Genomic DNA, 23,945 nt, shown 5'->3' on the forward strand with positions numbered 1-23,945 from the left:
CGCGCGCTCCCGCGACGGCATGCGCCGTGGCGCACGTGACATCCGGGACTGCAGACAGGATTTAGAGCCATGGCGAAGCCGACAACCATCAAGATCCGCCTGAACTCGACGGCCGGTACGGGTTACTTCTACGTGACCAAGAAGAATGCCCGCACGATGACCGAGAAGCTCGTGCTGAAGAAGTACGACCCGGTCGCGCGCAAGCACGTCGAATTCAAGGAAGCCAAGATCAAGTAGGACAGGCGCCCGACGCTTTTCCGAACGCATCTTGCGACGACAGACACAGAACGGCCCCGCCGGAGCAATCCGGCGGGGCCGTTCTATTTGCATCTGCTGCCTGTGAGCCGTGAGCCGTCAGGCGGCGCTGGCGACCTGGACCTGGTTGCGGCCCTCATTCTTGGCCGTATAGAGCGCCTGGTCGGCCCGGCGCAGCACCGCTTCGACGCCCTCGCCCGGCAGCGCCTGGGCCAGGCCGACGCTCACCGTCACCGCGATATCCGTGCCGTCCTCGAGCAGGAAGGGCGCGTCCGCGACCACGCTGCGCAGACGCTCGGCGGCGATCCGCGCTTCGGCCAGGCCGGCCGCCGGCATCAGCACCAGGAATTCCTCGCCGCCATAGCGCGAGGCCAGGTCGAGCGCCCGCATCGCCTTCTGGACACGATCGGCAAACCCGCGCAGCACGGTGTCGCCGGCTTCGTGGCCGTAGAGATCATTGATCGACTTGAAGTGATCGATATCGGCGATCAGCACCGAAACCGGCGCACCGCCATTGTCGGCGCTCGCCAGCGCCTGGCGCAGGCGCGAATTGATGTAGCGGCGATTGTGCAGTCCGGTCAGCGGGTCGGTCACCGCCATTTCCAGGCTCTGGTCGAGCTGGCTGCGCAGCCGGTCGGCATAGCGCTTGCGGCGCAGCTGGGTGCGCACGCGCGCATTCAGCTCGCCCGCATCGACCGGCCGGTGGATGATGTCGTTCACACCCAGATCGAGCGCCCGCACGGCCTGGGCCGTATCGTCCGGACTGACGACCGTCAGGATCGGCAGCGGCCGCGTCGCCGCGTCCGAACGCACCCGCGCACACAGGCGCAAGCCGTCGAATTCGGGATGGGTGAGATCGACGATCAGAAGATCGGTCCCCTTGCGCATCCCGGCCAGCGCCTCGACCGGATCGGTGACCACCTGGGCGCGCACCTGTTCCGGCAGCGCCGAGGCATAGCGGGCCCCGGCCCGCGGGTCGGCGCTGACGATGATGGCGGTGGAGATCTCGGCGAGATCGTCGGCGAAGTCGGCCTGCAGCTCGGCGATGGCCGAACTGGCCTCGCGATAGCGCAGCTCGTCGAGCACGGCCTTCAGCCGCAGCAGGCTGCGCACCCGGGCGAACAGCGCGACATCGTCGATCGGCTTGGTCAGGAAATCATCGGCCCCGGCCTCGAGCCCGCGGATACGGTCCTCGCGCTGGTCCAGCGCTGTGACCATGACAACCGGGATGTGCCGCGTGGAATTGTCCGCCTTGAGCCGCTCGCAGGTCTCGTACCCGTCCATGCCGGGCATCATCACATCGAGCAGGATCAGATCGGGCTGTTCGAGACGGGCCGCCTCGATGGCCTCGTAACCATTGGTGGCGGTGCAGACGTCGAAATATTCGGCCTGAAGGCGGGCTTCGAGCAGGCGGACATTGGCGGCCTGGTCGTCAACGACGAGGATACGCGCACTCATACCTGTTCGCCCCTAACGCTGACGCCTGTCCCTAGTCCAGAAACTGCCGGACCGTCTCGATGAAGGTGGTCACGGTGATCGGCTTGGACAGATAGGCCTCGCAGCCGCCCTCCCGGATCCGCTCCTCATCGCCCTTCATGGCAAACGCCGTCACGGCCACAATCGGGATCGCCGACAGGGTCTCGTCATCCTTCAGCCACTTGGTGACTTCGAGGCCGGACACTTCCGGCAGCTGGATGTCCATGAGAATCAGGTCGGGGGTGTGTTCGCGCGCCAGCTCAAGCGCCTTGAAACCGTCCTTGGTCTGCAAGGTCTCGTAGCCATGGGCCTCCAACAGATCGTTGAAGAGCTTCATGTTGAGCTCGTTATCCTCGACGATCAGGACCTTCTTGGGCATGACCTGCAGCATGTCGGCGACGCGCTTCCCGTTTGATGCACTGTTTGTACCGTGCGTGTTTAACCCCGCCTGCATCAAACCCGATCTTCCTTAACCAACCATGAGTCAACGGGTACTTTTCGTCCCTTTCGGAACAAGATAAGAACAAAATGGCGGATTTGAAGACCGGTCTTGTCCACGGGTGGTGCGCGGCATGATACGAATCGGGATCGACCTGGGCGGCACGAAGATCGAGGCCGCCGCCATGAATGCCGCCGGCGATATCCTGGCGCGCGAGCGGCGTCCGACACCGGGCAATTATGGCGCACTACTGGACACGATTGTTGCTCTTATTGCGCACCTGGAGAGTGATTATGGGCCCGCTAAGGTGGGGGTTGGTCACCCCGGCTCCCTCAGCCCGAAGACGGGCCATATCCGCAACGCCAACTCGCAATGGCTCAACGGCCGTGCCCTCGGCAGCGACCTGGAAGCCCGTCTCGACCGCCCGGTCCGCCTCGCCAATGACGCCGACTGTTTCGCCCTGTCCGAAGCCCGCGACGGTGCCGCAGCCGGCGCCGGCATCGTGTTCGGTGTCATCCTGGGCACCGGTACGGGCGGCGGCATCGTGATCGACGGCAGGCTGCTCGACGGCGCCCAGCGGATCGCCGGCGAGTGGGGTCACAATCCCCTTCCCTGGCCGCGGCCGGACGAGTATCCCGGCCCGCAATGCTGGTGCGGGCAGACCGGCTGCCTGGAAACCTGGCTGTCCGGCCCCGGCATTGCGCAGGACCATGCCCGCCGCACGGGTACCACGCTGACCGCGCTCGAGATCGCCCGCTCGCCTGACCCAGCCTGCCGGGACAGCATGGCCCGCCATGCCGACCGGCTGGCCCGCGCACTCGCCAATGTCGTCAACCTGATCGACCCGCATGTGATCGTCCTGGGCGGCGGCGTCTCGAATGTCGACGGCCTCGCAGAGACGGTGCAGGACCGCCTGTCCGCCCATATCTTCTCGGACGTGCTGGAAACGCGCGTCGTCCGCCATCTCCATGGCGACAGTTCCGGCGTGAGGGGTGCGGCCTGGCTTTGGCCCGCCGAGCCGCGATGAGCGGCGATCCGGGCTATTGCCGCGCCTGTCTGGCGCCCCTGCCGGAAGGTACCCGCGATGCCTGCCCGGCCTGTGGTTCGCACAAGCTGCTGCGGCATCGCGAGATCGACACGCTGTCGATCGCCCACATCGATTGCGACGCCTTCTTTGCCGCCATCGAGAAGCGCGACAATCCGGCGCTGGAAGAATTGCCGGTCATTGTCGGCGGCGGCCAGCGCGGCGTTGTCTCGACCTGTTGCTATGTCGCGCGGCTCTATGGTGTGCACTCGGCCATGCCAATGTTCAAGGCGCTGAAAGCCTGTCCGGACGCCGTTGTGATCAAGCCCGAGCACGCAAAGTATGCCGCCGAGGGACGGCGCATCCGCGAGATGATGCAGGACGTCACGCCCCTGGTCGAGCCGCTGTCGATCGATGAAGCCTTCCTCGACCTGACGGGCACGACACGGCTGCACGGCGCGCCGCCGGCCCTCACCCTACTGCGCCTGCAGCGCCGTATCCGCGAGACGGTGGGCATCACCGTCTCTGTCGGCCTGTCCTTCAACAAATTCCTCGCCAAGACCGCGTCCGATCTGGACAAGCCGCACGGCTTCGCCGTGATCGGCGAAGGCGATGCCCAGGCTTTCCTGGAAAAACAGCCGGTCCGGGCGATCTATGGTGTCGGCCCGGCCTTTGCCGCCAGGCTGGAACGCGACGGCATCCGCACGCTTGCCGATATCAGCCGGCATGGCGACAAGGACATGGCGCGGCGCTATGGCGAGATGGGTTTCCACCTGGCGCGCCTCGCCCGCGGCGAGGACACGCGCCGGGTCAAGCCGGACCGCGACCGCAAGAGCGTGTCCAGCGAGACCACCTTCAATGCCGATCATGACGACCGTGAGACGCTGGAAAAACAGCTCTGGCGGCTGTGCGTCCGCGTTTCGGACCAGATGAAGGCGCAGGCGATTTCCGGATCGGTCGTGACGCTGAAACTGAAGACGTCCAGTTTCAAGACCCGGACACGGCGGCGCACCCTGTCCGAACCCAGCCAGCTGGCGGACACGCTGTTCCGGGTGGGGAAGGAATTGCTGGCACCGGAGATTGACGGCACGCGTTACCGGCTGATCGGTATCGGCTTTTCCGGCCTCCAGCCGGCCGTCGCCGACAGCGGCGACCTTCTGGATCCCAATGCCATCCGCCGCGCAACGGCCGAACGCGCGATCGACAAGGCCAGGGCGAAATTCGGCGGCGATGCCGTCGTCAAGGGAATCGCCTTCCGCGCCAAGCCGAAACGCGAGCGCTAGAACCCGTCAATCCGCCATCGTATCGAACCAGTCGTACGGCATCGGCCACAGCCCCTCGGCACCCCGCCGGAAAGCCCCGGAATGCCCGACACGCCCGGCGCCGATGTCCTTCGGGGCAAGGGTGACAAGTTCGGTGGAAGCCGCGGAATAGAGGTCCAGAATGTCCTGTGCAGCACCTGCTGTCGCAATCGGATCGTCGGTGAACTGGTAGGAGCGGATCGGGGCCTCGACCGCGCCGAAAGAGTGGTCCCCGATCGCTTCGAAATCATCGCCCAGATAACCGGGTCTGGATGCCCAGCGCCGCCATTGCAGGAACACATCCCGCGGCAGGGCCGTGCCGCCCCACATTCCGCCAGGCGGGACATATCCTTTAAGAGCCAGGCAGGCCGGGCCATAGGCGAACCAGAAGAACAGAACCTGCGGCCGGTAATAGGCCAGATGCCGGCCCCAATGCCCCGACCCGACGCAGATGAAGGCATGGGCGCGTGCTTTCGCGGCGTTGTCGGCCAGGCCGACGAGATGCCCGCCCACCGAATGGCCCAGCGTGAAGAGCGGCTTGCCGGGCGCCAGGGCCTCAGCCCGGTCGAGCGCGGCGGGAAAGTCCAGCCGGCCCCAGTCGACGATATCGGCCTTGTATCCGCGCATCCGCGCCGGTGCCGACCCCGCAATGCCGCGATAATCATAGAGCAGGCAGGCATAGCCCCGTTCGGCACCGGCCAGGGCGATCCGGCGGTAGAAGCCCTTGGGAAAGCCGGTCCCCGAGGAGACCAGAACCGCCGCCCGCGGCCGTTCGGGCGTAATGATCCGGCCCGACAGGGAATAGCCGTCGCGGGCATCGAATCGGATTTCGTCTTCACGGATCATCATTGTCATGTGCGAACTGTGCCCGATGACGTTCGCGTCAAGTCAAGCAGACAGATTGCATGGGGCCGATACGTCACTAAGTTGTCGGCATATCGAGCCAAGGAGTGCCCCATGTCCGCCATCGAAGCCCGTCTTGCCGAGCTCGGCATTTCCCTGCCCGAACCGGTTGCCCCGGTCGCCAATTATGTCCCCTTCGTGCGCACCGGCAATCAGGTCTTCCTGTCCGGCCAGGTCTCCATCGGCCCGGACGGCCTGGTCGCCGGCACGCTGGGTGGCGACATGGACCTGGAGGCCGGACAGGCCGCGGCGCGGCTGTGCGGCATCAATCTCATTGCCCAGATGAAAGCCGCCTGCGAGGGCGATCTGGAGCGCGTGAAACGGGTTGTCCGTCTTGGCGGTTTCGTGGCCGCAGCCCCGTCCTTCACCGACATTCCCAAAGTGGTGAATGGCTGTTCCGACCTCATGGTCGATGTGTTCGGCGACAAGGGCCGGCATGCCCGCTCTGCCGTTTCCTGCCCGGTCCTGCCGCTGGGTGCCGCCGTCGAGGTCGACGCGGTTTTCGAGATCGCCTGATGAAACGCATCCGCGCACGGGACTTCACCGCCGAACGGGCCTGGGGCGCCGAGCGCCTCGCCCTGTTCGGATCCACCGGGGTCAGCCTGCACTGGACCGACCAGCCCTATCGCTGGCACCGCAATACCGGCGACGAGGTCTTCGTGGTGCTCGATGGCCGGGTCGAGATGAAATACCGCGAGGCCGGCGTCGAGAAATCCATGCTGCTGGAGGCCGGCGACGCGCTGGCCATCGGTGATGGCGAGGAGCATGTCGCTCATCCTCTCGGCGAAGCGCGCATTCTGGTCGTCGAGGATATCGACAGCGATTAGCCGCCGGTGATGTGGCTGACGAAGATCGAGACACCGATCCCGATCAGCACCGCCCCGCCGGCGATCTCGGCGAAGCCGCCCAGCCGCTCGGCGACCTTGGGACCGATCCGGTAGCCCAGGCTCGCCATGGCGAAGGAGGTCAACCCGATCGCCAGGGCTGACCAGGCCGGGCCGCCCGCCAGAGCAAGGGCGATCCCGACGGCGGCGGCGTCGATGCTGGTCCCCAGCGCAGTCACGACCGTCGCCAGAAGACCGGTCGATACCGCGGGCGGCGTGTCGGCGTCAGCCTCATCCTCGCCTCGCAGGCCGTTGCGGATCATCAGCCCGCCGATCCCTGCCAGCAGAATCAAGGCGACCCAGTGATCGACAGCGGTTATCCAGTGCGCCGCGATCCGCGCCAGCAGCCAGCCGGCCAGGCACATCAAGCCTTCAGCCAGACCGAAGACCGCACCGACACGGATAGCCCTCAAGGTCCGTGCGGCCGGGTCCGATGCGCCGCGCGCCAGGGCGGCGGCAAAGGCGTCGGTCGACAGGGACAGACTGGTGAGCGGGAGTGTCAGAACGGAGATCATGCCCCCGCATAGGCGTGACCGTGTGTGCTCGCAAGCGGCTGGTGCGCTTCGAAGCCCCACACAATGATTTTACACCGGAAAACCTCGCCGCGCGGGGCAAGACCGGCTAGATGTGCGGCGCTACCGGTTTCAAGGGGTCCGATCATGACACGTTTTGCGGGAATTCTCGCCGCCGCCATTCTCCTGATGGGTTGCCAGCAAGGCGATGCCAGCGCCCAACTGTCCGAAACGCAGCGCGAGGAAGTGCGCGACATCGTGCGCGACTACATTCTCGAAAACCCCGAAATCATCGAAGAAGCCCTGATCGAGCTGCAGCGCCGGGCCCGCGCCCGCGAGATGCAGGCGGCCTATGATGCTGTCGAAGCCCAGTCCGAGGCGATCTACAACGATCCGCGCGACCCGCGCCTCGGCCCCGACGGCGCCGATATCGTGATCGTCGAATTCATGGACTACAAATGCTCCTATTGCCGGGTCGCCAATGACTGGGTCGAGGACGTTCGCGAAGAGCATGGCGACCGCATCCAGTTCATCATCAAGGAATACCCGATCCTGGGCGAGGATTCCCTGGAAGCCTCGCGCGCCGCGATCGCTGCCCTGCAGCAGGGGACGGACATCTACGAGGCCTTCCACAATGCGATGGTCTCCTCCTCCGGCCCGCTGCCGAGCGAGCGCATCAACCAGCTTGCCCGCGTGTCGGGTGTGGATGTCGAGCGCATGCGCGAGGCGATGGAGAGCCCGGCCATCATGGAACACATCAGCCAGGTCCGCTCGCTCGGCCAGGTGCTGGGCGTGACGGGCACGCCCTTCTTCATCGTCGACGGCACGATCGTATCCGGCGCCAACGAGCTGGCGCTTGACCAGGCCCTGCAGCGGGCACTCGCCGAGTAGTCCCTGCACGCCGCCTTCGCGTCCCCGGAACAGGGGATGCCCGCGTCCGGTCCGGTTCAGCTAGACAATGGCGGAACCGGACCCGGAGACGCGATGCGGTACGTTCTTATCCCCATGGCCTGTCTTGCCATCCTGCCGGCCGCCTGCGGCAAGATGCCGGGAGAGCTGCGCGAATACGTGCAGCAGGACGGCGATTGGGGCTGGGGCAACGGGACGGGCTGCAAGGACCGCACGGATGTCTGGTACATCGCCGGCGACCGGATCACGATCTACAGCCAGGGCGAGATTGCCGGGTATCTGCGCCTGGACGAGCGCCGCGGCCTCTACTCCAACGGGCTGACGTCCGGCAGCGGGGCCTGGACCGACATGCTGTGGATCCTGCACGGCCCGGCACCGGACGGCAGCGGCGAGACCGGACGCCAGGAGATGCGTCTTGCGATCCGGGGCGGTCCGGGACGGACGACCGCCCTGCGCACCTATAACCACCGGCTTTTTGTCGACGATGCGACGGGAGAGCGCCGCCGGATCGACGAGCCCCGGCATGGCGACCGGATGATCCCCTGCAATGAACGCAGGTGAGAACCGCCGGGCTTGCCGGATCTCCCCTTCTGACCTGATGCCCGCCAACGCGAGCCGGACAAGCGGTCAGGCACTCATCTCGACATGGCCGGCCGCACTGATTGTCCAGGCCGGATTGTGCGCGACTTCCCAGGCGTGTCCGTCCGGATCGGCGAAATAGCCGGAATATCCACCCCAGGGGGCCTCCTCGGCCCGCTTCAGCAGGCTGCCCCCGGCCGACACCGCCCGGTCGAGCGCCGGATCGACCTCGGACCGGTCGCGGACATTGTAGGCGAGGGCGATCCGGCCCGTCCCGTCATTGTCGCGTTTCATGTCGAGATCGAAACTGTCGCGCCGGAACAGGCCCAGCACGATGCCGTTCAGCTGGAAGAAGACAACTTCCTCATTCTCGAAGGCTGCCTTCCAGCCCAGTTTTTCATAGAAAGCCCGCGAGCGCGCGGTATCGGCGACGCCGAGGGTGATAAGCGAGACACGCTGGTCCATCCCGGTTCTCCCTGCTGGGAAACCAGAATAGAACAAAAACGGAACATCGCAAGAGTGAAATGAATCAGATCAGACCGGAAAGCGGGCTGGACGGATCGGCATAACGCTTCTTCGGCATGCGGCCGGCGAGATAGGCCTCGCGGCCGGCAATCACGGCGTGACGCATGGCACGCGCCATCCGGACCGGATCCTTCGCCTCGGCAATCGCCGTGTTCATCAGCACACCGTCACAGCCCAGCTCCATCGCCACGGCAGCATCGGACGCCGTACCGACACCGGCATCGACAATCACCGGAACTTTTGTCTGTTCGACGATCAGGCGGATATTGACCGGGTTCTGGATGCCCAGGCCCGAGCCGATCGGCGCGCCCAGCGGCATGATGGCGCAGCAGCCGATCTCTTCCAGCTTCCTGGCGTAGACCGGATCGTCGGAGCAGTAGACCATCACCTCGAACCCGTCCTTGATCAGCATTTCCGCCGCGCGCAGCGTCTCGGCCATGTCGGGATAGAGGTGTTTGGGGTCGGACAGGACTTCCAGCTTCACCAGATTCCAGCCGCCCGCCTCGCGCGCCAGGCGCAGCGTGCGGATCGCGTCCTCGCCAGTAAAGCAGCCGGCGGTATTGGGCAGATAGGTATAATCGTCGGGCGAGATAAAATCGACCAGGCGCGGCTCGTCCGGATTGGACAGGTTCACCCGGCGCACGGCGACGGTGATCATCTCGGCGCCGGAGGCCTTCAGCGCCTCGGCGTTCTGGGCGTAGGTCCCGTACTTGCCCGTGCCGATGATGAGGCGCGAGGTGAAGGTGCGGCCGGCAACCACCAGCGGCGTGTCCTCCGCGGCGTTCGGGGTTACGGCATCATCCATCTCATCCACCTCCAACAAATGCGACAATCTCGATCCGGTCGCCGTCCTGCAGCGCCGTCCCGGCATATTGCGACCGCGGAACAATCTCCAGATTCCGCTCCACGGCAATCTTGCGTCCGTCCAGATTCAGGTCGCTCACCAGGTCCGCCACATGGGCCCCCTCGGCAATCGACCGGCTTTCGCCATTGACTGTTAGCTGCAGCACGGCTTCGCTTGACCTTTCGTGAGTCCTGACGTCACTCACCTCGTAATTCTCCTTGAGGCTTCAAGGCAAGGCCATGAGCAAACCCATTCACATCCTCAACGGACCGAATCTCAATCTTCTCGGCACCCGCGAGCCCGAGGTCTACGGCTCCATGTCGCTTGCCGACATCGAACAGGCCTGTACCGCCCACGCCCGAGATTTGGGGTTTTCCATCGTGTTTCGCCAGTCCAATCATGAAGGCGAACTGATCGACTGGCTGCATGACGCAAACGTCAACGCGTCTGCTATTGTCTTTAACCCCGGTGCCTATACGCATACATCGGTCGCTTTGCATGACGCCGTTCGCGCTATAGAACCTCCGGTCATCGAAGTTCATTTGAGTCAGACAGCGGCACGCGAAGCTTTCCGACATCACTCCTACATCGCATCCGCCGCGCGGGGCTCGATTACAGGGCTGGGGCTGAACAGCTACCTGCTCGGTATCACTGCCGCCGCCGGATGCATCGAAACGCAATAGACGGAACCAAAGGCTTTTTCATCATGAGTTCTGATTCCCGTTCCCGCTCCCCGATCGACCCCCAGCTGGTCCGCGAACTCGCGGATATCCTGCGCGAGACGGAACTGTCCGAGATCGAAGTCGAGCATGACGATCTGCGTCTGCGGATTGCCCGCCAGCTGACCGCGGCGCCGGCCGTTCAGACCGTCTCCGTTCCGGCAGCTGCCCCCGCCCCGGCTCAGGCCGCAGCAGCTCCGGGCGCCGCGCCGGCAGCAGCGGAAGCCGCCGAGAAGGCCGGCACGGTGAAATCGCCGATGGTCGGAACGGTGTATCTCAAGCCAAATCCGGACGCGGCGCTCTTCGTGCGCGTCGGCGACCAGGTGAAAAAGGGCGATACCATCCTGCTGGTCGAGGCGATGAAGACCTTCAATCCGATCACCGCCGAAAAGTCCGGCACGATTACGGACATCCTGGTCGAGGACGGGCAGCCGGTGGAATACGGCGAAGCTCTCTTCGTCCTCTCCTGACGCCCAAACCGACGCGAGCGCCGACATGTTCGAAAAGATCCTGATCGCCAATCGCGGCGAGATTGCCCTTCGTGTCCATCGCGCCTGCCGCGAAATGGGCATCCGCACGGTGGCCGTTCACTCCGAGGCCGACGCCAACGCTATGCATGTCCGCCTGGCGGACGAGAGCGTGTGCATCGGCCCGCCGCCGGCCGGCAAGTCATATCTCAACATTCCCGCCATCATCACGGCGGCTGAAGTGACAGGCGCCCAGGCGATCCACCCGGGCTATGGCTTCCTGTCGGAAAACGCCCGCTTCGCCGAGATCGTCGAGGCGCACGGCCTGGCCTTCATCGGTCCGACCGCCGAGCACATCCGCATGATGGGCGACAAGATCACCGCCAAGAAGGCCGTGATGGAAGCCGGTATTCCGGTCGTCCCCGGTTCGGAAGGCGGCGTTGCGACCTATGAGGAGGCCCAGCCGATTGCCGCAGAGATCGGCTATCCGGTGCTGATCAAGGCTGCATCGGGCGGCGGTGGCCGCGGCATGAAGGTCGCCGAGAGCGCCGACAAGCTGAAGGAAGCCATGGAGACCGCCTCCGCGGAAGCCTCGGCCGCCTTTGGCGACGGCACGGTCTATCTGGAAAAATATCTCGGCCAGCCGCGCCATATCGAGATCCAGGTGCTGGCCGACACGCACGGCAATGTCGTCCATCTGGGCGAGCGCGACTGTTCGCTGCAGCGCCGTCACCAGAAAATTCTCGAGGAAGCCCCCTCACCGGCCCTCAGCGCCGAGGAACGCGCCCAGATCGGCGAGACCGTCCGCAAGGCCATCGAAGCCATCGGCTATCGCGGTGTCGGCACGATCGAATTCCTGTGGGAAAACGGCGAGTTCTACTTCATCGAGATGAATACCCGCCTGCAGGTGGAACACCCGGTCACCGAGATGATCACCGGCATCGATCTGGTGCGCGAACAGATCCGCGTCGCCGACGGTGCCCCGCTGGGTATCACCCAGGACGATATCACCTTCGAAGGCTGGGCGATCGAATGCCGCATCAATGCGGAAAACCCCAAGACCTTCGCGCCCTCGCCGGGCATGGTCACCGAATTCCACGCACCGGGCGGCCTCGGCGTCCGCCTCGATTCCGCCCTGTATGCGGGCTATTCCATCCCGCCTTACTATGACAGCCTGATCGGCAAGCTGATCGTTCACGGCCGTACGCGCACCGAGACCCTGTTGCGCCTGCGCCGTGCGCTGGAGGAAATGGTGGTCGGCGGAGTGGAGACAACGATCCCGATCTTCCTCGACCTGCTCGAGGAACCGGATTTCGTGAACGGGGACTACCACATCCGCTGGCTCGAGGAGTGGCTGGCCAGGCGTAACGGCTAGCCGCCGGGGCCTCGCGGCCCCGCATCTTGAACGATTGCGTGACCGTTCCTGTCTTTGCGGTTACGCGTTGGGAGCGGTAGCCCGATGCGCGGTTTCGGCGCGGAAGATCTGATCGAATGCTATGCCCGCGGCGTGTTCCCCATGGCCGAGGGACGCGATGATCCACGGATCTACCTGCTCGATCCGGACGAGCGCGGCGTGCTGCCGCTGGAGGGGTTCCACATCCCGCGCACCCTGCGCAAGGCGGTGCGCCAGGATACATTCGATATCCGTTTTGACACCGCCTTCGAGGCCGTTGTGGCCGGATGCGCCGAGCCGGCGCCGGGCCGCGAGGAAACCTGGATCAATGACGGTATCCTCAGCCTCTATCGCGAACTCTTCCAGCTGGGTTTCGCCCACAGCGTCGAGAGCTGGCAGGACGGCGAACTGGCCGGCGGTCTGTACGGGGTCTCGCTGGGCGGGGCCTTTTTCGGCGAAAGCATGTTCTCGCGGCGCACGGACGCATCCAAGGTGGCGTTGGTCCACCTCGTGGCACAGCTGAAGGCCGGCGGCTTCATCCTGCTGGATACGCAATTCACCACCGAACATCTGGAACGCTTCGGCGCGATCACCATACCGCGCGAGATGTATCATCTGCGCCTGGCCGATGCCTTGAAGATCCAGACCGGGTTTCCGGCCGTGCCCGAGGGGATGAGCGGGGCTCAGGCCCTGCAGTCGATCACCCAGACGTCGTAGACGGCGTGCTCCAGCGGGTTCTGCGCCGGACGCGAGGCGAACATCCAGCCGGAGAAAATCTCCTCGCCATCCGTATCCACCCCGAAACCGTCGGTGCGGCGGTCACGGATTTCCAGGAAGGCATAGGTTTCCGGCGTCTCTTCGGGCGGACGGCGGCGGCAATAGCGCGGCGTGATGGCCAGGGCGCCGAAATTCACGGTTTCGCCGATCGTGATCTCGAAGTCCCGGGTCCGGGCAGTGACCTTGTCGAGCCCCCGCAGCACGACGATGCTGCCCGGCTCGCTCGACAATTCCTCGCCGTCGCGCGCATCCGGATCATCGCCCCGCAGCATGTCGCCGATGGGATCGCTGTCCTGCGCCAGCGCGGCGGCGGCAAGACCCAGGGAAAGAAGACAGGCGGTGAAGACGGTTTTCATGACGCGTACTCTGCCCTGACAATTATGACCGTGTCGAGACGGACCCGTGGCAGGACCGCGCCATGTCTGTGCGAGAAGCTCAGGCCTCGTCGGGCGACCAGGCTTCGTAGTCGGCGGTGGAGGCCTGGCGGCCCTGCGGCGTCAGGAGGCTGCCCGAGGGGCGATAGGCGTAGACCGTGCCCGTGAGATTGGGATGGTGGTCCTTTTCCCAAGGCTGACGGCGCAGCGGTTCCTCGCTGGGCGGCGTCTCGAAGGTGTGATGCAGCCAGCCATGCCAGTCGGACGGAACGCGCGAGGCATCGGCATAGCCCTTGTAGACCACCCAGCGGCGTTTGTTGCCATCGGGGCCGGTCACGCCGCGCTCCTCGAAATAGCGATTGCCGTACTCATCCTCACCGACCTTCCTGGCGCCGCGCATGGCCAGCGTCAGGAGAGTTCCCGGCGTGGCGTCTTTCCACCACACGAAAATCTTGGCGATCGTTCCGAACATTGTCAGCGGCTCCGAGTCGGTCGACACAGGTTGCGGCCTATATGCCCGCATGGCGCGGGCGGGTCCAGTACCGAACGCGGCTGCACGGTGTCGCAGCCTGCCCGCCCGCAGGCTTCTGACCGGCCCCGCCACACGGTAGACTGGCAGCTTGTCCGGGCGATTCGCGGCGCATGACCGGGGCCCGGCCGGTGTCTGAGGGTGGACGCATGGAAGTCTTCGATCGTTTCGCGCAGCAGCTGGCCCGGCAAGGCGAACGCCTTGCGCCGGAAGAGCGTACGGTGACTGCAGCCGGCGACGATGCCGAGCTGGCAGCCAGCAGCCGGACGGTCATTGTTCCTGCCGACTGGAGCGCAAACGCCGCCCAGAGCCTTGCCGACCTTCTGGACACGCCCCGCCCGCTGCGCACCAGGCCGCGGCCGGGTGTGAAGGTGATCGGCAGCCTGACGCCGCACATCGCCGATGACGAGACCCGCATCGCCGAGAGCGGGCTGGAAAGCGTAACGACGCGCCTCGCCGGATCGCTGGCCTGGTCGGCGGCCCGCCAGGGTGCGTTCGAGACGCCGGACATGGCGGAGATCTTTGCCCGTGAGCTGGCCGCCAGCCTGACCGGCCGGCATGTCATGCCAGACGCCAACCTGATCGCCGAAGGCGGGGTCGACTGGGCCTATGGCGATACGCCGGAAAGCCCCGAAGCGCCCGAACTCCCGCTGCAGATCCGCGCGGCCGCCCGCACTGCCCCCGGCCAGTTGCGCCGCGTGGCGGAAACTGCCCTGCGCAGCTCGATCCTCGAGGTCGGTGCCCGCGTCACCCGCGAGCGGCTTGAGGCCATCGGTGAGGCCTGCCGGCGCTGTTCCGGCGAGCCGGACGACTGTTTCGATCCGCGCAGCAATGCCGCCCTCGCCCGGGCCATGCGCCGTGCCCTGAAGGACGGCATTCCCGAGGAAGCCGTCGAACGCGCCCTGTCGCTGGCCCGCCAGGGAACCGGCGACGATGCCCTGGGCGCGCTGATCCCCGACCCGCTGCCGCAGCGCAAGGCCCGGCTGTATGTGCCGCCGGCCCTGTGCGAGGCGATTGCCAAGGACGAGGCCTGGAGTTTCGACCAGGATGGCGGCAGCGTGCGTGCCCGTGATTTCCGCACCGGCATTGCCCGCACCGTCTGGAGCTTCGGCACCCCGTCTCTCGCCTTCCACGAAAGCCCGGACGCGGCCGGGCCGACCCTGTTCGTCAACCTGCCTGCCTATATCGGTGTGGACGGCAGTTTCGACGCCGATCTCCTGTTCGATGCCATACGCTACTGGGCGGCAGCCCTGGCCCTGAGCGCGCCGAAGGGCGCCGCCTCGGCCGGCACGATCAGCCTGACCGGGCTGGGCGCAGCGCTGACCGCCTGCGGGCTGGCCTATGACAGCGATGAGGGACGCACCGCTGCCGCGGCGATCGCCCGGCTGGCGACCCTCGCCCTGCGCGATGCGGCAGCCGGTACCGGCGCCAGCGCACCGGGCCTGGGTCCGGACATTCCGCTCGACACATTGCCGGCCGGCTTCGAGGCTGTGGCCGCGCGTCTGGAAGACGCAGCAACACCCTTCCTGCCCAAGGCCGCCCTCGCCCGTCCGGGCGTCGTGCTGGCCTGCGGTCCTGTCGACAGCGCTGTCGCGGGCCTGATGGATGCAGACAGCGACGGTGCGGCCCCCGTTCTGGGCGCCACAACGACAACCGGCGACGTGTTCGGCGGTGGCCGCACCCTGCGGCGCTGCGTCCGCCAGGGCCTGGAGGCGCTGGACCAGCCGGCCGCCCGGATCGAGCAGGCCGAGGATCACGCCGCCGGCCGTGGTACGCTGGCAGGCGCGCCGGCCCTGTCGCTGGAGGCGCTGGCCGAGCGTGGCCTGCCCGAAGACGTGCTGGAACGGCTGGAGGATTCGATCGCTGAAGGCGCCTCGATCCGCCACGCCCTCAACCGCTGGACGCTGGGCGACCGGGTCTGCCGCGAGCTGGGCCTGTCCAGCGATGTGATCGAGGCCGAAGGCGCGTCCCTGTGCCGGGCTCTGGGCTTCTCCGAAGCCGACATCGCTGCCGCCGACCGCCACGCCCAGGGCACCGGCGAACTGCATGACTCACCCGCCCTGCCCGCCGGCGTGCGGTCGGTGTTCGCACCGGTCTCGCCGCACGGCATCATGCGCATGGCGCATGCGGTCGAACAGCAGATCGGCGGTGCCTGCGCGATTGCCCTTGAGCTCGAGGGCGATGCCACGATCGACGACGTGTCCGCCCTGATCGATACCGGCGCCGAGCTGGGATTGCGGCAGCTTGATATCCGCCGGACCGCATCGGGCCTGTTCGACCTTCTGCCGGCGATCGATTTCGACAAGGGCGACTATGCCGCCGACGCCGCGCCGCAGATTCAGGAGCGCATCGTCGAGCGGACCGTCGAGCGTGTGGTCGAGAAACCTGCCGCCCGCCGCAAGCTGCCGGACCGCCGCAAGGGCTACATCCAGAAAGCCACGGTGGGCGGTCACAAGGTTTATCTTCACACCGGCGAGTTCGACGATGGCGAACTGGGCGAGATCTTCATCGACATGCACAAGGAAGGCGCGGCCTTCCGCTCGCTGATGAACAATTTCGCCATCGCGATCTCCATCGGCCTGCAATACGGCGTGCCGCTGGAAGAATATGTCGACGCCTTCGTCTATACGCGGTTCGAGCCGGCCGGTCCGGTCGAGGGCAATGACTCGATCCAGCAGGCAACGTCCATTCTGGACTATCTCTTCCGCGAGCTGGGCGTGTCCTATCTGGGCCGCGAGGATCTGGCGGAAGTCTCGCCGGACCGGGCCGATCCGGGCGGTCTGGGCAAGGGCGTCCAGCAGGAAAAGCTCGCCCGGGAAGACGCCGCGAAATTCATCTCGCGCGGTTTCTCGCGCGGCCAGGTGCCGGACAATATCCTGATGTTCGCCAATGCCCCGCGCAAGGCCGCGAGCGGCCGCGGCGACGGGTCCGGCGAAGCCGGGCATTACGAGCTCGAGGACCACACGGTCACGCGGGCCGGCAGTCGTGACATCACGGCCTACTCCGGCGATCCGTGTCCCGAGTGCGGCCATTTCACCGTCGCCGGCGGTGATGGTGAGCCGCGCAATTGCGATGCCTGCGGATGGACGGGCCCGGCCATCGACTGACCCCGTCCGCCGGTATGGCTCTTGCTTCGCGAGAGGCCAGTCGTTCGGAGCGCTCCAGAATGAAACGGATTTGGCTTGCCGTCCTGGCCGTCCTGACCCTCGGGACCGCCGCCCATGCCCAGGATGCCTCGCAGATCGCCCGGGTCCAGTCCGGCCAGTCCTGCCCCGGCTGCAACCTGTTCCAGGCGGACCTGTCCTATCTCGATCTGCCCGGTATCGACGTGTCCGGCAGCCGGCTGCGTCAGGCCAGCCTGGCCCTCGTGACCATGAATGGTGCCCGGTTCGACAACGCGAATCTGTCCGTGGCGAATCTGTTCGGCGGCCGTTTCACCAGCGCCAGTTTCCGCGGTGCAGACCTCAGTCGTGCCAATCTGGTCGGCGCCTATCTGCACAGCGCCGATCTGACCGGCGCCAACCTTGAAGGCGCCAACCTGTCCGGTGCCGAACTGGGCACGGCGCGCGGCCTGACCCAGTCCCAGCTGAACCGGGCGTGCGGCGATGAGTCCACGGAACTGCCGGCCGGCCTGCACATACCGCGCTGCAATTAGACACATCCGGCGCGCGGGAAAGCCGGCGCAAAGGCTGGCCAAGGACAGGCCGGCTTCATACGATATGCGCCGGGGTTACTGTGATTTAAGTCGAACTCACCCTGCGACTGCCGTATCTGAGTGGATATGCGGATACAGACACGCGTCATTTCGGCTTTGCTTGCGGCAACCAGCCTTGCGACGGCTCCCGCTTTCGCAGGTGGAGACGACGATCATCCGCGGCGCGGCCTGACCATTGGCGGCGAGTTCGAGAACTGGGATTTTTCCGACAAGAACCTGGCCGGCGCCGTCTTTATCGGCGCGAACTTCCAGGGCGCATCCTTCGCCGACAGCGAACTGCCCGGCGTCACCATCGTGGAAAGCCGGTTCAACGACACCGACTTCTCCGATGCCGACATGCCGGCCTCCCAGCTCACGGGCGTGACATTCTCGCGCGCCAACCTGTCCGGCGCCCGCTTCCCCGGTGCGCGGATCGAACGGGTGAACTTCTCGGCCGCCGATCTCGAAGACACCGACTTTTCCGCCACCGACATGGTGTTCGTCACCTTTATCGGCTCCCGGCTCAACAGCACGCTCTTCAACGGCGCCCGGCTGCGGCAGGTGAATTTCCTGCGCGCCGAGCTGAACGAGACGAATTTCCGGGCCGCCGAACTGCGCCGCGCGAATTTCGCTGAAGTCACCGGCTCCGAGGTGAGTTTCCGCAATGCCGACCTGACCGGCTCCAGCTTCGAGAATGCCGAACTGGACGAGGTCGATTTCAGCGGCGCCAATCTCGCCGGCACGAATTTCTCCTCGGCCCGCATCCGCGAGGCCACCGGCCTGACCAAGGACAGCCTGACCGGCGCCTGCGGCAATGAGGCGACCGAGCTGAATGACGGCCTGCAGCTGCCGGCCTGCAGCGGCAGTGATGAAATGCGCTTCGGCCCCGCCCAGGAATACAGCTATGTGCTGCGCCTGCGGGGCGAATCCGACGCCGAGACCGTGATGGAGCTGCGCGCGCTGGAAAATGCCCGCATCGAGGTGCTGACCCAGATCGGCCAGGCGCTGGAAATCCACGCCGAGGATCTCGACCGGGAGGCCATTCGCGAAGCCACCAACGAGGCGCTGCGCGAGATTGCCCGCGCCGAGCGGGAGCTGCGCGAAATCCAGCGTGACCGCCATATCGAGCGCGCCGAGATCGAGCGTGAGCGCGAGGAAGCGCTGCGCGAACATCGCGCCCTGCAAGACGAGCTGCGTCGCGAAGCCCGCGAGCAGGAACGCGAACTTCGCGAATTGCAGCGCGAGACCGACCGGACCCGCAACACGACGCGGTTCGAGTTCCGGATCGCACCGCCGCCGCCGGAAACACCCCCGCCCCCGCCCGAGCGCTGACACACCGGCGGGGCCCGCCGTCCGGGGCCATACACCATTCGTTTCAGACCGCTTCTTGTGCCGCGCGCCGCACAGCGCTACTCCGGCTGAAACAGTGTTGTCAGCGGCAAGGCCGGGCTCATTTCCAAGGGGGCATTCATGCGTTTATCGACGATCATTCTGGCTGGCGTTTCGGCCAGCGGTGCCGCCATGGCCCAGGTGCCGGATGGCCCGTTTGCAGGCGCGGTAACGGAGACGGCGCCGCAGGCCGAGTATACGCTGACGCTGGAAGCCGGTCAGGTCGTCACGCTGAGCACCGCCTCGATCGAGAATTTCGACACCGTGCTCGCGCTGATCGGCCCGGACGGCAAGCCGGTCGCGCAGAATGATGATTGCGACGGCTCGCTGCAGTCCTGCATCACTTTCATGCCGCCCGACAGCGGCCGCTATACCGCTCGCGTGACGGGCTATGGCGAAGCAACCGGCGCTTTCGAACTCACCGTTGCCGAAGGCGCGAATGTCGGCCTGTCCTACGCCGCAGAGACACTGCGCGAGGAAGTGGTGACGCTGGGCAGCGGCACGAGCGAGGTGCGGGCCGAGATCGATCTGGATGCAGACGCCATCTTCGTCGCCTCGACCTATGCCCTCACCGAGACGCTGGACACCACACTCACCCTCCTGGACGCCGACGGGAACATCCTGGCCCAGAATGACGATCGCGGCGATGGTTCGCTGAACGCCCAGATCGTCTACCAGCCTGACCAGGCAGGCCACTTCACCGTGCTGGCCGGCAGTTATGACGGCCAGGGCCAGGGCGATCTCGTCCTCTCCCTCGCGCTGGACCCAAATGCCCAGGTGCCGTTTGACTTTGCCAGTGTGGAAGGCGAGACGATCGCAGAACACACGGGCATGCTCGGCGCCGACAATCGCGAGCAGAGCTATCCCGTCGAGCTGACCGCCGGCCAGACGGTCATGATTGTCGCCGATGCGATGACCGACGATCTGGACACTGTGCTGACGCTGAACGGCCCGGACGGGTTTCCTGTCGCCATGAATGACGATCGCGGCGACGGCACGCTGAACTCGGCCATTGCCTACACCGCGGCGCACAGCGGGACATATACGCTGGAAATCTCGCGTTATCACGGTTCGGACACGAGCGGCGAATTCCGCATCGTCCTGAGCGCGGTGGACGCGAGCGTGGTCGACACGCTCCAGGCGCTGAACGAGAATGTCGTCACGCTGAGCGGTCCGGAGCTCACGCTGGAAACCGAGGACTTCATCGTCCACTATACGCTGGAAGGCGGAGACGCCTCCTCGGCGCGCTATGCCGAACTGGTAGGCATCGCCCTGCAGGAGTCCTACGAAGCCCAGATCGGGCGGATGGGCTGGGCCGAACCGCTGCGCGACGATAATGGCCGCTACCGCGCCTATGTCGCCCATGTCGACGGAGCGATGGGTTTCACCAAGCCTGTCGAGACCGTGTTCGACAATCCCAACACGCCGGATGTCCGCGAAACCCTGGCGGCCCGGACTGCCTTTGTGATCGACAATGACTTCCTGGGCCTGGGCAAGGAGGCACCGGCGGAAAGCCTGCTGCGCGCCACCGCGACCCATGAATTCAACCATGTCGTCCAGTTCGGCTATGACGCCGAGGAAGGTCTGGACTGGCTCTACGAGGCCACGGCCTCCTGGATCGAGGTCGCGACGATGGGCAGCGACCAGGATGCGACCGACTATGTCGGCACCGATTTCGACACGCCGCATCTGTGCTGGACGACACAGGTCGACGGGCATGACTATGCCCAGTGGACGCTGCTGCAATCCATGGCGGACAGCCATGGCGAGGCGGTGGTCCGGCGCCTGTGGGAAAGCAGCGTGACGCTGGACGGGTTCGAAACCGCCTCCGCAACGCTGGCCGAGTACGGCAGCGACATTCCCGCCACGATCCAGCGCTGGAGGGCGCAGAATTATGCCCGGGCCTATGATCTGGCGCCGCTCTTCTCCGGCTCCGTGGCCGTGCGCCATACGCTGGACGAGCCCGGACGCTGGATGTCCAAGGGCGGGCTGGAAGAACTGGGCGCGGACTATCTGGTGGTCGATCTGGACGGCCGTTTCCAGGTCAGCCTCGAGGGCGAGGACGGGCTGGAACTGATCGGCCTGGGCCGCCGCGGCGATGAGGTCGTGGCGATTGCCCTGGGCCAGACCGGCGTGTTCGATACGAGCGGATTTTCCGATGCCGCCCTGATGGTGTTCAACAGCACCCTGCCCGCCGAGCCCGGGACGTGCAACGGTGTCGGCTATTCCATCGAGATCGAGGCATCGACCGGCCGCATGGCCGCGCCGGCCTACCGGTTTGACGCGCCGCACTTCCTGCAGCCGGGCGTCTCCGAAGCCGCGGACAGCGACGAAGCCGCCGCGCCCTGATTCCCGGGGTTCATATCCTGACAAAAGCAAAAGGCCCCGGAGACTACTCCGGGGCCTTTTTCGGTCGTGAGGGCTGGCCTCAGTCTTTCTTGCTGTCCGGCACTACGGTGCGCAGGTGAAGCTCGCGAAGCTGCTTCATCTCCACCTCGGCCGGGGCGTTCATCATCAGGTCGCGCGCCTGCTGGTCCTTCGGGAACATCACGACTTCACGCAGGTTTTCCACGCCGGCCAGCAGCATGACGATGCGGTCCACACCCGGTGCGATACCGGCGTGCGGCGGCGCGCCATAGCGGAAGGCGTTCAGCATGCCGCCGAACTCTTCTTCCACGGTCTCGGCATCGTAGCCGGCAAAGCCGAAGGCTTTCAGCATCACGTCGGGACGGTGGTTCCGCACAGCGCCGGACGACAGTTCCACACCATTGCAGACGATGTCGTACTGGAAGGCCTTGAGCTTGAGCAGCGCATCCTGGTCGGAGCCGTCGAACTTCAGGAATTCGTCCGGATCGACCTGCGGCATCGAGAACGGGTTGTGGGAGAAGTCGATCTTCTTGTTCTCCTCGTCCCACTCATACATGGGGAAATCGACGATCCAGCAGAAGCGGAACGTGTCTTTCTCGCACAGATCCAGCTCGGTACCCACCACATCGCGGGCCTTGCCGGCAAAGCTGTAGAAGTCCTTCGGATCGCCGGCCGCAAAGAAGACGGCATCGCCGGCTTCCAGGCCCAGCTCGGCGCGCAGCGCCTCGGTGCGCTCCTCGCCGATATTCTTGGCAATCGGGCCGGCACCGACCACGGCACCCTCTTCCTCGCGCCAGAAGATATAGCCCAGCCCCGGCTGGCCTTCCTTCTGCGCCCAGGCATTCATGCGGTCGCAGAAGGCGCGGCTGCCGCCGGTCCTGGCCGGGATCGCCCAGACCTCGACCTTGGGGTTCTTGTCCAGCATGCCGGCGAAGACCTTGAAACCGGAACCGCGGAAGGTGTCCGACACGTCCGACATCCGGATCGGGTTGCGCAGGTCCGGCTTGTCCGAACCATACCAGCGGATCGCATCGAAATACGGGATCTGCACGAAGGGCTCGTCCGGCACGGTGCGGCCGTCGGCGAATTCCTCGAACAGGCCCTTCATCACCGGCTCGATGACGCCGAACACGTCCTCTTGGGTCGCGAAGCTCATTTCCATGTCGAGCTGGTAGAACTCGCCCGGCGCGCGGTCGGCACGGGCGTCCTCGTCACGGAAACAGGGTGCGATCTGGAAATACCGGTCGAAGCCGGAAACCATGATCAGCTGCTTGAACTGCTGCGGCGCCTGCGGCAGGGCGTAGAACTTGCCCGGGTGCAGACGCGAAGGCACCAGGAAGTCGCGCGCGCCTTCCGGCGAGGACGCCGTCAGGATCGGCGTCTGGTATTCGGTGAAGCCCTCATCGACCATGCGGCGGCGGATCGAGTCGATGATCTTCGAGCGCAGCACGATGCGCTTGTGCAGGCTCTCGCGGCGCAGATCGATATAGCGGTGCTTCAGGCGCACCTCTTCCGACCAGTCCGGCTCGCCGAACACCGGCAGCGGCAATTCCTCGGCCGCCGACTGGATCGACAGATCGGCCAGGCGCACCTCGATCTCGCCGGTCGGCAGGTTGGCATTCACCGTCTCGGCAGACCGGGCGATCACCTCGCCGGTCACCGTGATCACGCTTTCCACGCGCAGACGTTCCAGCGTGGCGAAGTGCGCGCTCTCCGGCTCCAGCACAACCTGGGTCAGCCCGTAATGGTCGCGCAGGTCGATGAAGAGCAGACCGCCATGGTCGCGCTTGCGATGGATCCAGCCGGAAATCCGGGCCGTCTGGCCGACATGGTCCTTGCGCAGCTGGGCGCAGGTATGGGTGCGGTATGCGTGCATGGGTAAAGCGTCCGGAAATCGGTGTTAGACAGGTGCCGCGATGTGCCGGTTTGCAGGGTGAAATGTCAAGCTGCACGGGGGATCGGGCGCAGTTGGTGGCATCAGGTAAGCGTGTAGTGCTGGCCGGACAATAAGCACCGGCCAGAGTCCATCAACGATTGTTCCAAGGCTCGTCCGCGCACGACGATAGCCTTGCTCTCGAGAAATAGCTCCAGCCGCCAGATATCGAAGACATCTGGATCGTCGAACCTGTCATGGATATCGACCGCGACCTCGTCGCCTTGCCGCTTGAATTCCACCCCCGCGCCATGTCGGCGAAATGCCCAGCGCTCACCAGCCACTTCCAGAAGCCCACGTAGCGGAGCGTCGGTCTCAACAGAAGAGGGTCCGAATGTCTGGCACCATGATTGGTGAAGACTACGCTGAAGCTCTATCAGCATACGACATTCTTGAATTACATCGAACCTGCTGGACAAGCCAGACTCCGACTTCAGCCCAAGTATCCGCCGATATCTATCGCTTCAACTCAGCAAAGAGAAACGAAACCTCTCTCCACTTCCCCCGGCCTCCGTGCCGGGGTCTGGAGGAGCCTGCGCCTGAAACGCCGCCAGCCCCCGGAACAAGTGTTCAGCCCGGGGACATGGCTGACACCTGTTCGGGGACATGGCTAACACATTTTCGGTGTGTTGAGGTTGATGGTTTTGATGGT

The 23,945-nt window shown here is 65.5% G+C and carries 26 protein-coding genes; 15 read left to right on the forward strand and 11 right to left on the reverse strand.

Annotated elements, in window-relative coordinates:
- Window positions 1–69 precede the first annotated feature (69 nt).
- Window positions 70–237: a 50S ribosomal protein L33 gene (gene rpmG, locus PKE71_RS17085; RefSeq protein ID WP_271188226.1), complete on the forward strand. Its 168-nt coding sequence runs from the start codon at window positions 70–72 to the stop codon at window positions 235–237.
- A gap of 117 nt (window positions 238–354) precedes the next feature.
- On the opposite strand, the gene PKE71_RS17090 is transcribed toward rpmG, so the two are convergent.
- Together PKE71_RS17090 and PKE71_RS17095 are read right to left on the reverse strand one after the other, a co-directional pair.
- The gene (locus PKE71_RS17090; RefSeq protein ID WP_271188227.1) at window positions 355–1,713 is read right to left on the reverse strand and encodes a PleD family two-component system response regulator; all 1,359 of its coding nucleotides are present in this window, start codon (window positions 1,711–1,713) and stop codon (window positions 355–357) included.
- 31 nt (window positions 1,714–1,744) lie between these two features.
- Window positions 1,745–2,122, reverse strand: coding sequence for a response regulator (locus PKE71_RS17095; RefSeq protein WP_373878830.1), 378 nt, complete (start codon window positions 2,120–2,122; stop codon window positions 1,745–1,747).
- A gap of 181 nt (window positions 2,123–2,303) precedes the next feature.
- Between PKE71_RS17095 and PKE71_RS17100 the strand changes: the two genes are divergently transcribed.
- Entirely contained in the window at window positions 2,304–3,197 is an 894-nt protein-coding gene (locus PKE71_RS17100) for an ROK family protein (RefSeq protein WP_271188228.1), read from the forward strand.
- Window positions 3,194–4,477, forward strand: a complete 1,284-nt coding sequence (locus tag PKE71_RS17105; RefSeq protein WP_271188229.1) for a DNA polymerase IV — start codon at window positions 3,194–3,196, stop codon at window positions 4,475–4,477. Before PKE71_RS17100 ends, PKE71_RS17105 begins: the two co-directional genes overlap by 4 nt.
- 6 nt (window positions 4,478–4,483) lie before the next feature.
- Here the strand turns inward: PKE71_RS17105 and PKE71_RS17110 are convergent, their stop codons facing one another.
- On the reverse strand, window positions 4,484–5,350 hold the full coding sequence (locus PKE71_RS17110) for an alpha/beta hydrolase family protein (protein WP_271188230.1): 867 nt from the start codon (window positions 5,348–5,350) through the stop codon (window positions 4,484–4,486).
- 102 nt (window positions 5,351–5,452) lie between these two features.
- On the opposite strand from PKE71_RS17110, the gene PKE71_RS17115 reads away from it, so the two are divergent.
- Window positions 5,453–5,914, forward strand: coding sequence for a RidA family protein (locus tag PKE71_RS17115; protein ID WP_271188231.1), 462 nt, complete (start codon window positions 5,453–5,455; stop codon window positions 5,912–5,914).
- Window positions 5,914–6,225 carry a cupin domain-containing protein gene (locus PKE71_RS17120; protein WP_271188232.1) on the forward strand — a complete coding sequence of 104 codons (312 nt, stop codon included), beginning with the start codon at window positions 5,914–5,916 and terminating at the stop codon, window positions 6,223–6,225. Before PKE71_RS17115 ends, PKE71_RS17120 begins: the two co-directional genes overlap by 1 nt.
- Here PKE71_RS17120 and PKE71_RS17125 read toward each other — a convergent pair.
- Window positions 6,222–6,797, reverse strand: a complete 576-nt coding sequence (locus tag PKE71_RS17125) for a manganese efflux pump MntP (protein WP_271188233.1) — start codon at window positions 6,795–6,797, stop codon at window positions 6,222–6,224. The genes PKE71_RS17120 and PKE71_RS17125 overlap by 4 nt on opposite strands.
- 144 nt (window positions 6,798–6,941) lie before the next feature.
- Here PKE71_RS17125 and PKE71_RS17130 point away from each other — a divergent pair, with 144 nt between their 5' ends.
- Both PKE71_RS17130 and PKE71_RS17135 read left to right on the forward strand, forming a co-directional pair.
- A complete protein-coding gene (locus PKE71_RS17130) occupies window positions 6,942–7,685 on the forward strand; it encodes a DsbA family protein (protein WP_271188234.1) in 744 nt (247 codons plus the stop codon).
- A 93-nt stretch (window positions 7,686–7,778) separates the two neighbouring features.
- Window positions 7,779–8,264, forward strand: a complete 486-nt coding sequence (locus PKE71_RS17135) for a hypothetical protein (RefSeq protein ID WP_271188235.1) — start codon at window positions 7,779–7,781, stop codon at window positions 8,262–8,264.
- A 66-nt stretch (window positions 8,265–8,330) separates the two neighbouring features.
- Here the strand turns inward: PKE71_RS17135 and PKE71_RS17140 are convergent, their stop codons facing one another.
- The 3 genes from PKE71_RS17140 to thiS all read right to left on the reverse strand — a co-directional run bounded on the left by PKE71_RS17140 (window position 8,331) and on the right by thiS (window position 9,814).
- A complete protein-coding gene (locus tag PKE71_RS17140; protein WP_271188236.1) occupies window positions 8,331–8,747 on the reverse strand; it encodes a VOC family protein in 417 nt (138 codons plus the stop codon).
- Between the two features lie 64 nt (window positions 8,748–8,811).
- Window positions 8,812–9,612, reverse strand: coding sequence for a thiazole synthase (locus tag PKE71_RS17145; protein WP_271188237.1), 801 nt, complete (start codon window positions 9,610–9,612; stop codon window positions 8,812–8,814).
- A gap of 1 nt (window position 9,613) precedes the next feature.
- Window positions 9,614–9,814 (reverse strand): sulfur carrier protein ThiS, encoded by a 201-nt coding sequence (thiS, locus tag PKE71_RS17150; protein ID WP_348515803.1) that lies wholly within the window; start codon window positions 9,812–9,814, stop codon window positions 9,614–9,616.
- A 76-nt stretch (window positions 9,815–9,890) separates the two neighbouring features.
- On the opposite strand from thiS, the gene aroQ reads away from it, so the two are divergent.
- The 4 genes from aroQ (at window position 9,891) to aat (ending at window position 12,947) form a co-directional block, all read left to right on the forward strand.
- A complete protein-coding gene (gene aroQ / locus PKE71_RS17155; protein ID WP_271188239.1) occupies window positions 9,891–10,334 on the forward strand; it encodes a type II 3-dehydroquinate dehydratase in 444 nt (147 codons plus the stop codon).
- Window positions 10,335–10,357: 23 nt separating this feature from the next.
- Window positions 10,358–10,840, forward strand: a complete 483-nt coding sequence (gene accB / locus PKE71_RS17160; RefSeq protein ID WP_271188240.1) for an acetyl-CoA carboxylase biotin carboxyl carrier protein — start codon at window positions 10,358–10,360, stop codon at window positions 10,838–10,840.
- A gap of 25 nt (window positions 10,841–10,865) precedes the next feature.
- On the forward strand, window positions 10,866–12,212 hold the full coding sequence (accC, locus tag PKE71_RS17165) for an acetyl-CoA carboxylase biotin carboxylase subunit (RefSeq protein WP_271188241.1): 1,347 nt from the start codon (window positions 10,866–10,868) through the stop codon (window positions 12,210–12,212).
- A gap of 84 nt (window positions 12,213–12,296) precedes the next feature.
- On the forward strand, window positions 12,297–12,947 hold the full coding sequence (gene aat, locus PKE71_RS17170) for a leucyl/phenylalanyl-tRNA--protein transferase (RefSeq protein WP_271188242.1): 651 nt from the start codon (window positions 12,297–12,299) through the stop codon (window positions 12,945–12,947).
- Here the strand turns inward: aat and PKE71_RS17175 are convergent.
- Complete coding sequence (locus PKE71_RS17175; RefSeq protein ID WP_271188243.1) at window positions 12,914–13,363, reverse strand: DUF2155 domain-containing protein; 450 nt, start codon at window positions 13,361–13,363, stop codon at window positions 12,914–12,916. The genes aat and PKE71_RS17175 overlap by 34 nt on opposite strands.
- Window positions 13,364–13,442: 79 nt before the next feature.
- Window positions 13,443–13,853 (reverse strand): NADH:ubiquinone oxidoreductase subunit NDUFA12, encoded by a 411-nt coding sequence (locus tag PKE71_RS17180; protein ID WP_271188244.1) that lies wholly within the window; start codon window positions 13,851–13,853, stop codon window positions 13,443–13,445.
- 206 nt (window positions 13,854–14,059) lie between these two features.
- Here PKE71_RS17180 and PKE71_RS17185 point away from each other — a divergent pair, with 206 nt between their 5' ends.
- The 4 genes from PKE71_RS17185 to PKE71_RS17200 all read left to right on the forward strand — a co-directional run bounded on the left by PKE71_RS17185 (window position 14,060) and on the right by PKE71_RS17200 (window position 21,342).
- Window positions 14,060–17,017: a TSCPD domain-containing protein gene (locus PKE71_RS17185; protein ID WP_271188245.1), complete on the forward strand. Its 2,958-nt coding sequence runs from the start codon at window positions 14,060–14,062 to the stop codon at window positions 17,015–17,017.
- A gap of 59 nt (window positions 17,018–17,076) precedes the next feature.
- A complete protein-coding gene (locus PKE71_RS17190) occupies window positions 17,077–17,565 on the forward strand; it encodes a pentapeptide repeat-containing protein (protein ID WP_271188246.1) in 489 nt (162 codons plus the stop codon).
- A gap of 126 nt (window positions 17,566–17,691) precedes the next feature.
- Window positions 17,692–18,936 carry a pentapeptide repeat-containing protein gene (locus PKE71_RS17195; RefSeq protein ID WP_271188247.1) on the forward strand — a complete coding sequence of 415 codons (1,245 nt, stop codon included), beginning with the start codon at window positions 17,692–17,694 and terminating at the stop codon, window positions 18,934–18,936.
- A 138-nt stretch (window positions 18,937–19,074) separates the two neighbouring features.
- Window positions 19,075–21,342: a pre-peptidase C-terminal domain-containing protein gene (locus PKE71_RS17200; protein ID WP_271188248.1), complete on the forward strand. Its 2,268-nt coding sequence runs from the start codon at window positions 19,075–19,077 to the stop codon at window positions 21,340–21,342.
- Window positions 21,343–21,421: 79 nt separating this feature from the next.
- On the opposite strand, the gene aspS is transcribed toward PKE71_RS17200, so the two are convergent.
- Together aspS and PKE71_RS17210 are read right to left on the reverse strand one after the other, a co-directional pair.
- Window positions 21,422–23,236: an aspartate--tRNA ligase gene (gene aspS / locus PKE71_RS17205; RefSeq protein ID WP_271188249.1), complete on the reverse strand. Its 1,815-nt coding sequence runs from the start codon at window positions 23,234–23,236 to the stop codon at window positions 21,422–21,424.
- 101 nt (window positions 23,237–23,337) lie between these two features.
- Window positions 23,338–23,676: a DUF6896 domain-containing protein gene (locus tag PKE71_RS17210; protein ID WP_271188250.1), complete on the reverse strand. Its 339-nt coding sequence runs from the start codon at window positions 23,674–23,676 to the stop codon at window positions 23,338–23,340.
- Between the last annotated feature and the right edge of the window lie 269 nt (window positions 23,677–23,945).

Source organism: Maricaulis virginensis, assembly GCF_027922185.1.
Classification (GTDB): domain Bacteria; phylum Pseudomonadota; class Alphaproteobacteria; order Caulobacterales; family Maricaulaceae; genus Maricaulis; species Maricaulis virginensis.

Coding starts and splice junctions, on each gene's coding strand:
- rpmG (WP_271188226.1), top strand. CDS start 70: ATGGCGAAGCCGACAACCATCAAGATCCGCCTGAACTCGACGGCCGGT.
- PKE71_RS17090 (WP_271188227.1), bottom strand. CDS start 1,713: ATGAGTGCGCGTATCCTCGTCGTTGACGACCAGGCCGCCAATGTCCGC.
- PKE71_RS17095 (WP_373878830.1), bottom strand. CDS start 2,122: ATGCTGCAGGTCATGCCCAAGAAGGTCCTGATCGTCGAGGATAACGAG.
- PKE71_RS17100 (WP_271188228.1), top strand. CDS start 2,304: ATGATACGAATCGGGATCGACCTGGGCGGCACGAAGATCGAGGCCGCC.
- PKE71_RS17105 (WP_271188229.1), top strand. CDS start 3,194: ATGAGCGGCGATCCGGGCTATTGCCGCGCCTGTCTGGCGCCCCTGCCG.
- PKE71_RS17110 (WP_271188230.1), bottom strand. CDS start 5,350: ATGACAATGATGATCCGTGAAGACGAAATCCGATTCGATGCCCGCGAC.
- PKE71_RS17115 (WP_271188231.1), top strand. CDS start 5,453: ATGTCCGCCATCGAAGCCCGTCTTGCCGAGCTCGGCATTTCCCTGCCC.
- PKE71_RS17120 (WP_271188232.1), top strand. CDS start 5,914: ATGAAACGCATCCGCGCACGGGACTTCACCGCCGAACGGGCCTGGGGC.
- PKE71_RS17125 (WP_271188233.1), bottom strand. CDS start 6,797: ATGATCTCCGTTCTGACACTCCCGCTCACCAGTCTGTCCCTGTCGACC.
- PKE71_RS17130 (WP_271188234.1), top strand. CDS start 6,942: ATGACACGTTTTGCGGGAATTCTCGCCGCCGCCATTCTCCTGATGGGT.
- PKE71_RS17135 (WP_271188235.1), top strand. CDS start 7,779: ATGCGGTACGTTCTTATCCCCATGGCCTGTCTTGCCATCCTGCCGGCC.
- PKE71_RS17140 (WP_271188236.1), bottom strand. CDS start 8,747: ATGGACCAGCGTGTCTCGCTTATCACCCTCGGCGTCGCCGATACCGCG.
- PKE71_RS17145 (WP_271188237.1), bottom strand. CDS start 9,612: ATGGATGATGCCGTAACCCCGAACGCCGCGGAGGACACGCCGCTGGTG.
- aroQ (WP_271188239.1), top strand. CDS start 9,891: ATGAGCAAACCCATTCACATCCTCAACGGACCGAATCTCAATCTTCTC.
- accB (WP_271188240.1), top strand. CDS start 10,358: ATGAGTTCTGATTCCCGTTCCCGCTCCCCGATCGACCCCCAGCTGGTC.
- accC (WP_271188241.1), top strand. CDS start 10,866: ATGTTCGAAAAGATCCTGATCGCCAATCGCGGCGAGATTGCCCTTCGT.
- aat (WP_271188242.1), top strand. CDS start 12,297: ATGCGCGGTTTCGGCGCGGAAGATCTGATCGAATGCTATGCCCGCGGC.
- PKE71_RS17175 (WP_271188243.1), bottom strand. CDS start 13,363: ATGAAAACCGTCTTCACCGCCTGTCTTCTTTCCCTGGGTCTTGCCGCC.
- PKE71_RS17180 (WP_271188244.1), bottom strand. CDS start 13,853: ATGTTCGGAACGATCGCCAAGATTTTCGTGTGGTGGAAAGACGCCACG.
- PKE71_RS17185 (WP_271188245.1), top strand. CDS start 14,060: ATGGAAGTCTTCGATCGTTTCGCGCAGCAGCTGGCCCGGCAAGGCGAA.
- PKE71_RS17190 (WP_271188246.1), top strand. CDS start 17,077: ATGAAACGGATTTGGCTTGCCGTCCTGGCCGTCCTGACCCTCGGGACC.
- PKE71_RS17195 (WP_271188247.1), top strand. CDS start 17,692: ATGCGGATACAGACACGCGTCATTTCGGCTTTGCTTGCGGCAACCAGC.
- PKE71_RS17200 (WP_271188248.1), top strand. CDS start 19,075: ATGCGTTTATCGACGATCATTCTGGCTGGCGTTTCGGCCAGCGGTGCC.
- aspS (WP_271188249.1), bottom strand. CDS start 23,236: ATGCACGCATACCGCACCCATACCTGCGCCCAGCTGCGCAAGGACCAT.
- PKE71_RS17210 (WP_271188250.1), bottom strand. CDS start 23,676: ATGCTGATAGAGCTTCAGCGTAGTCTTCACCAATCATGGTGCCAGACA.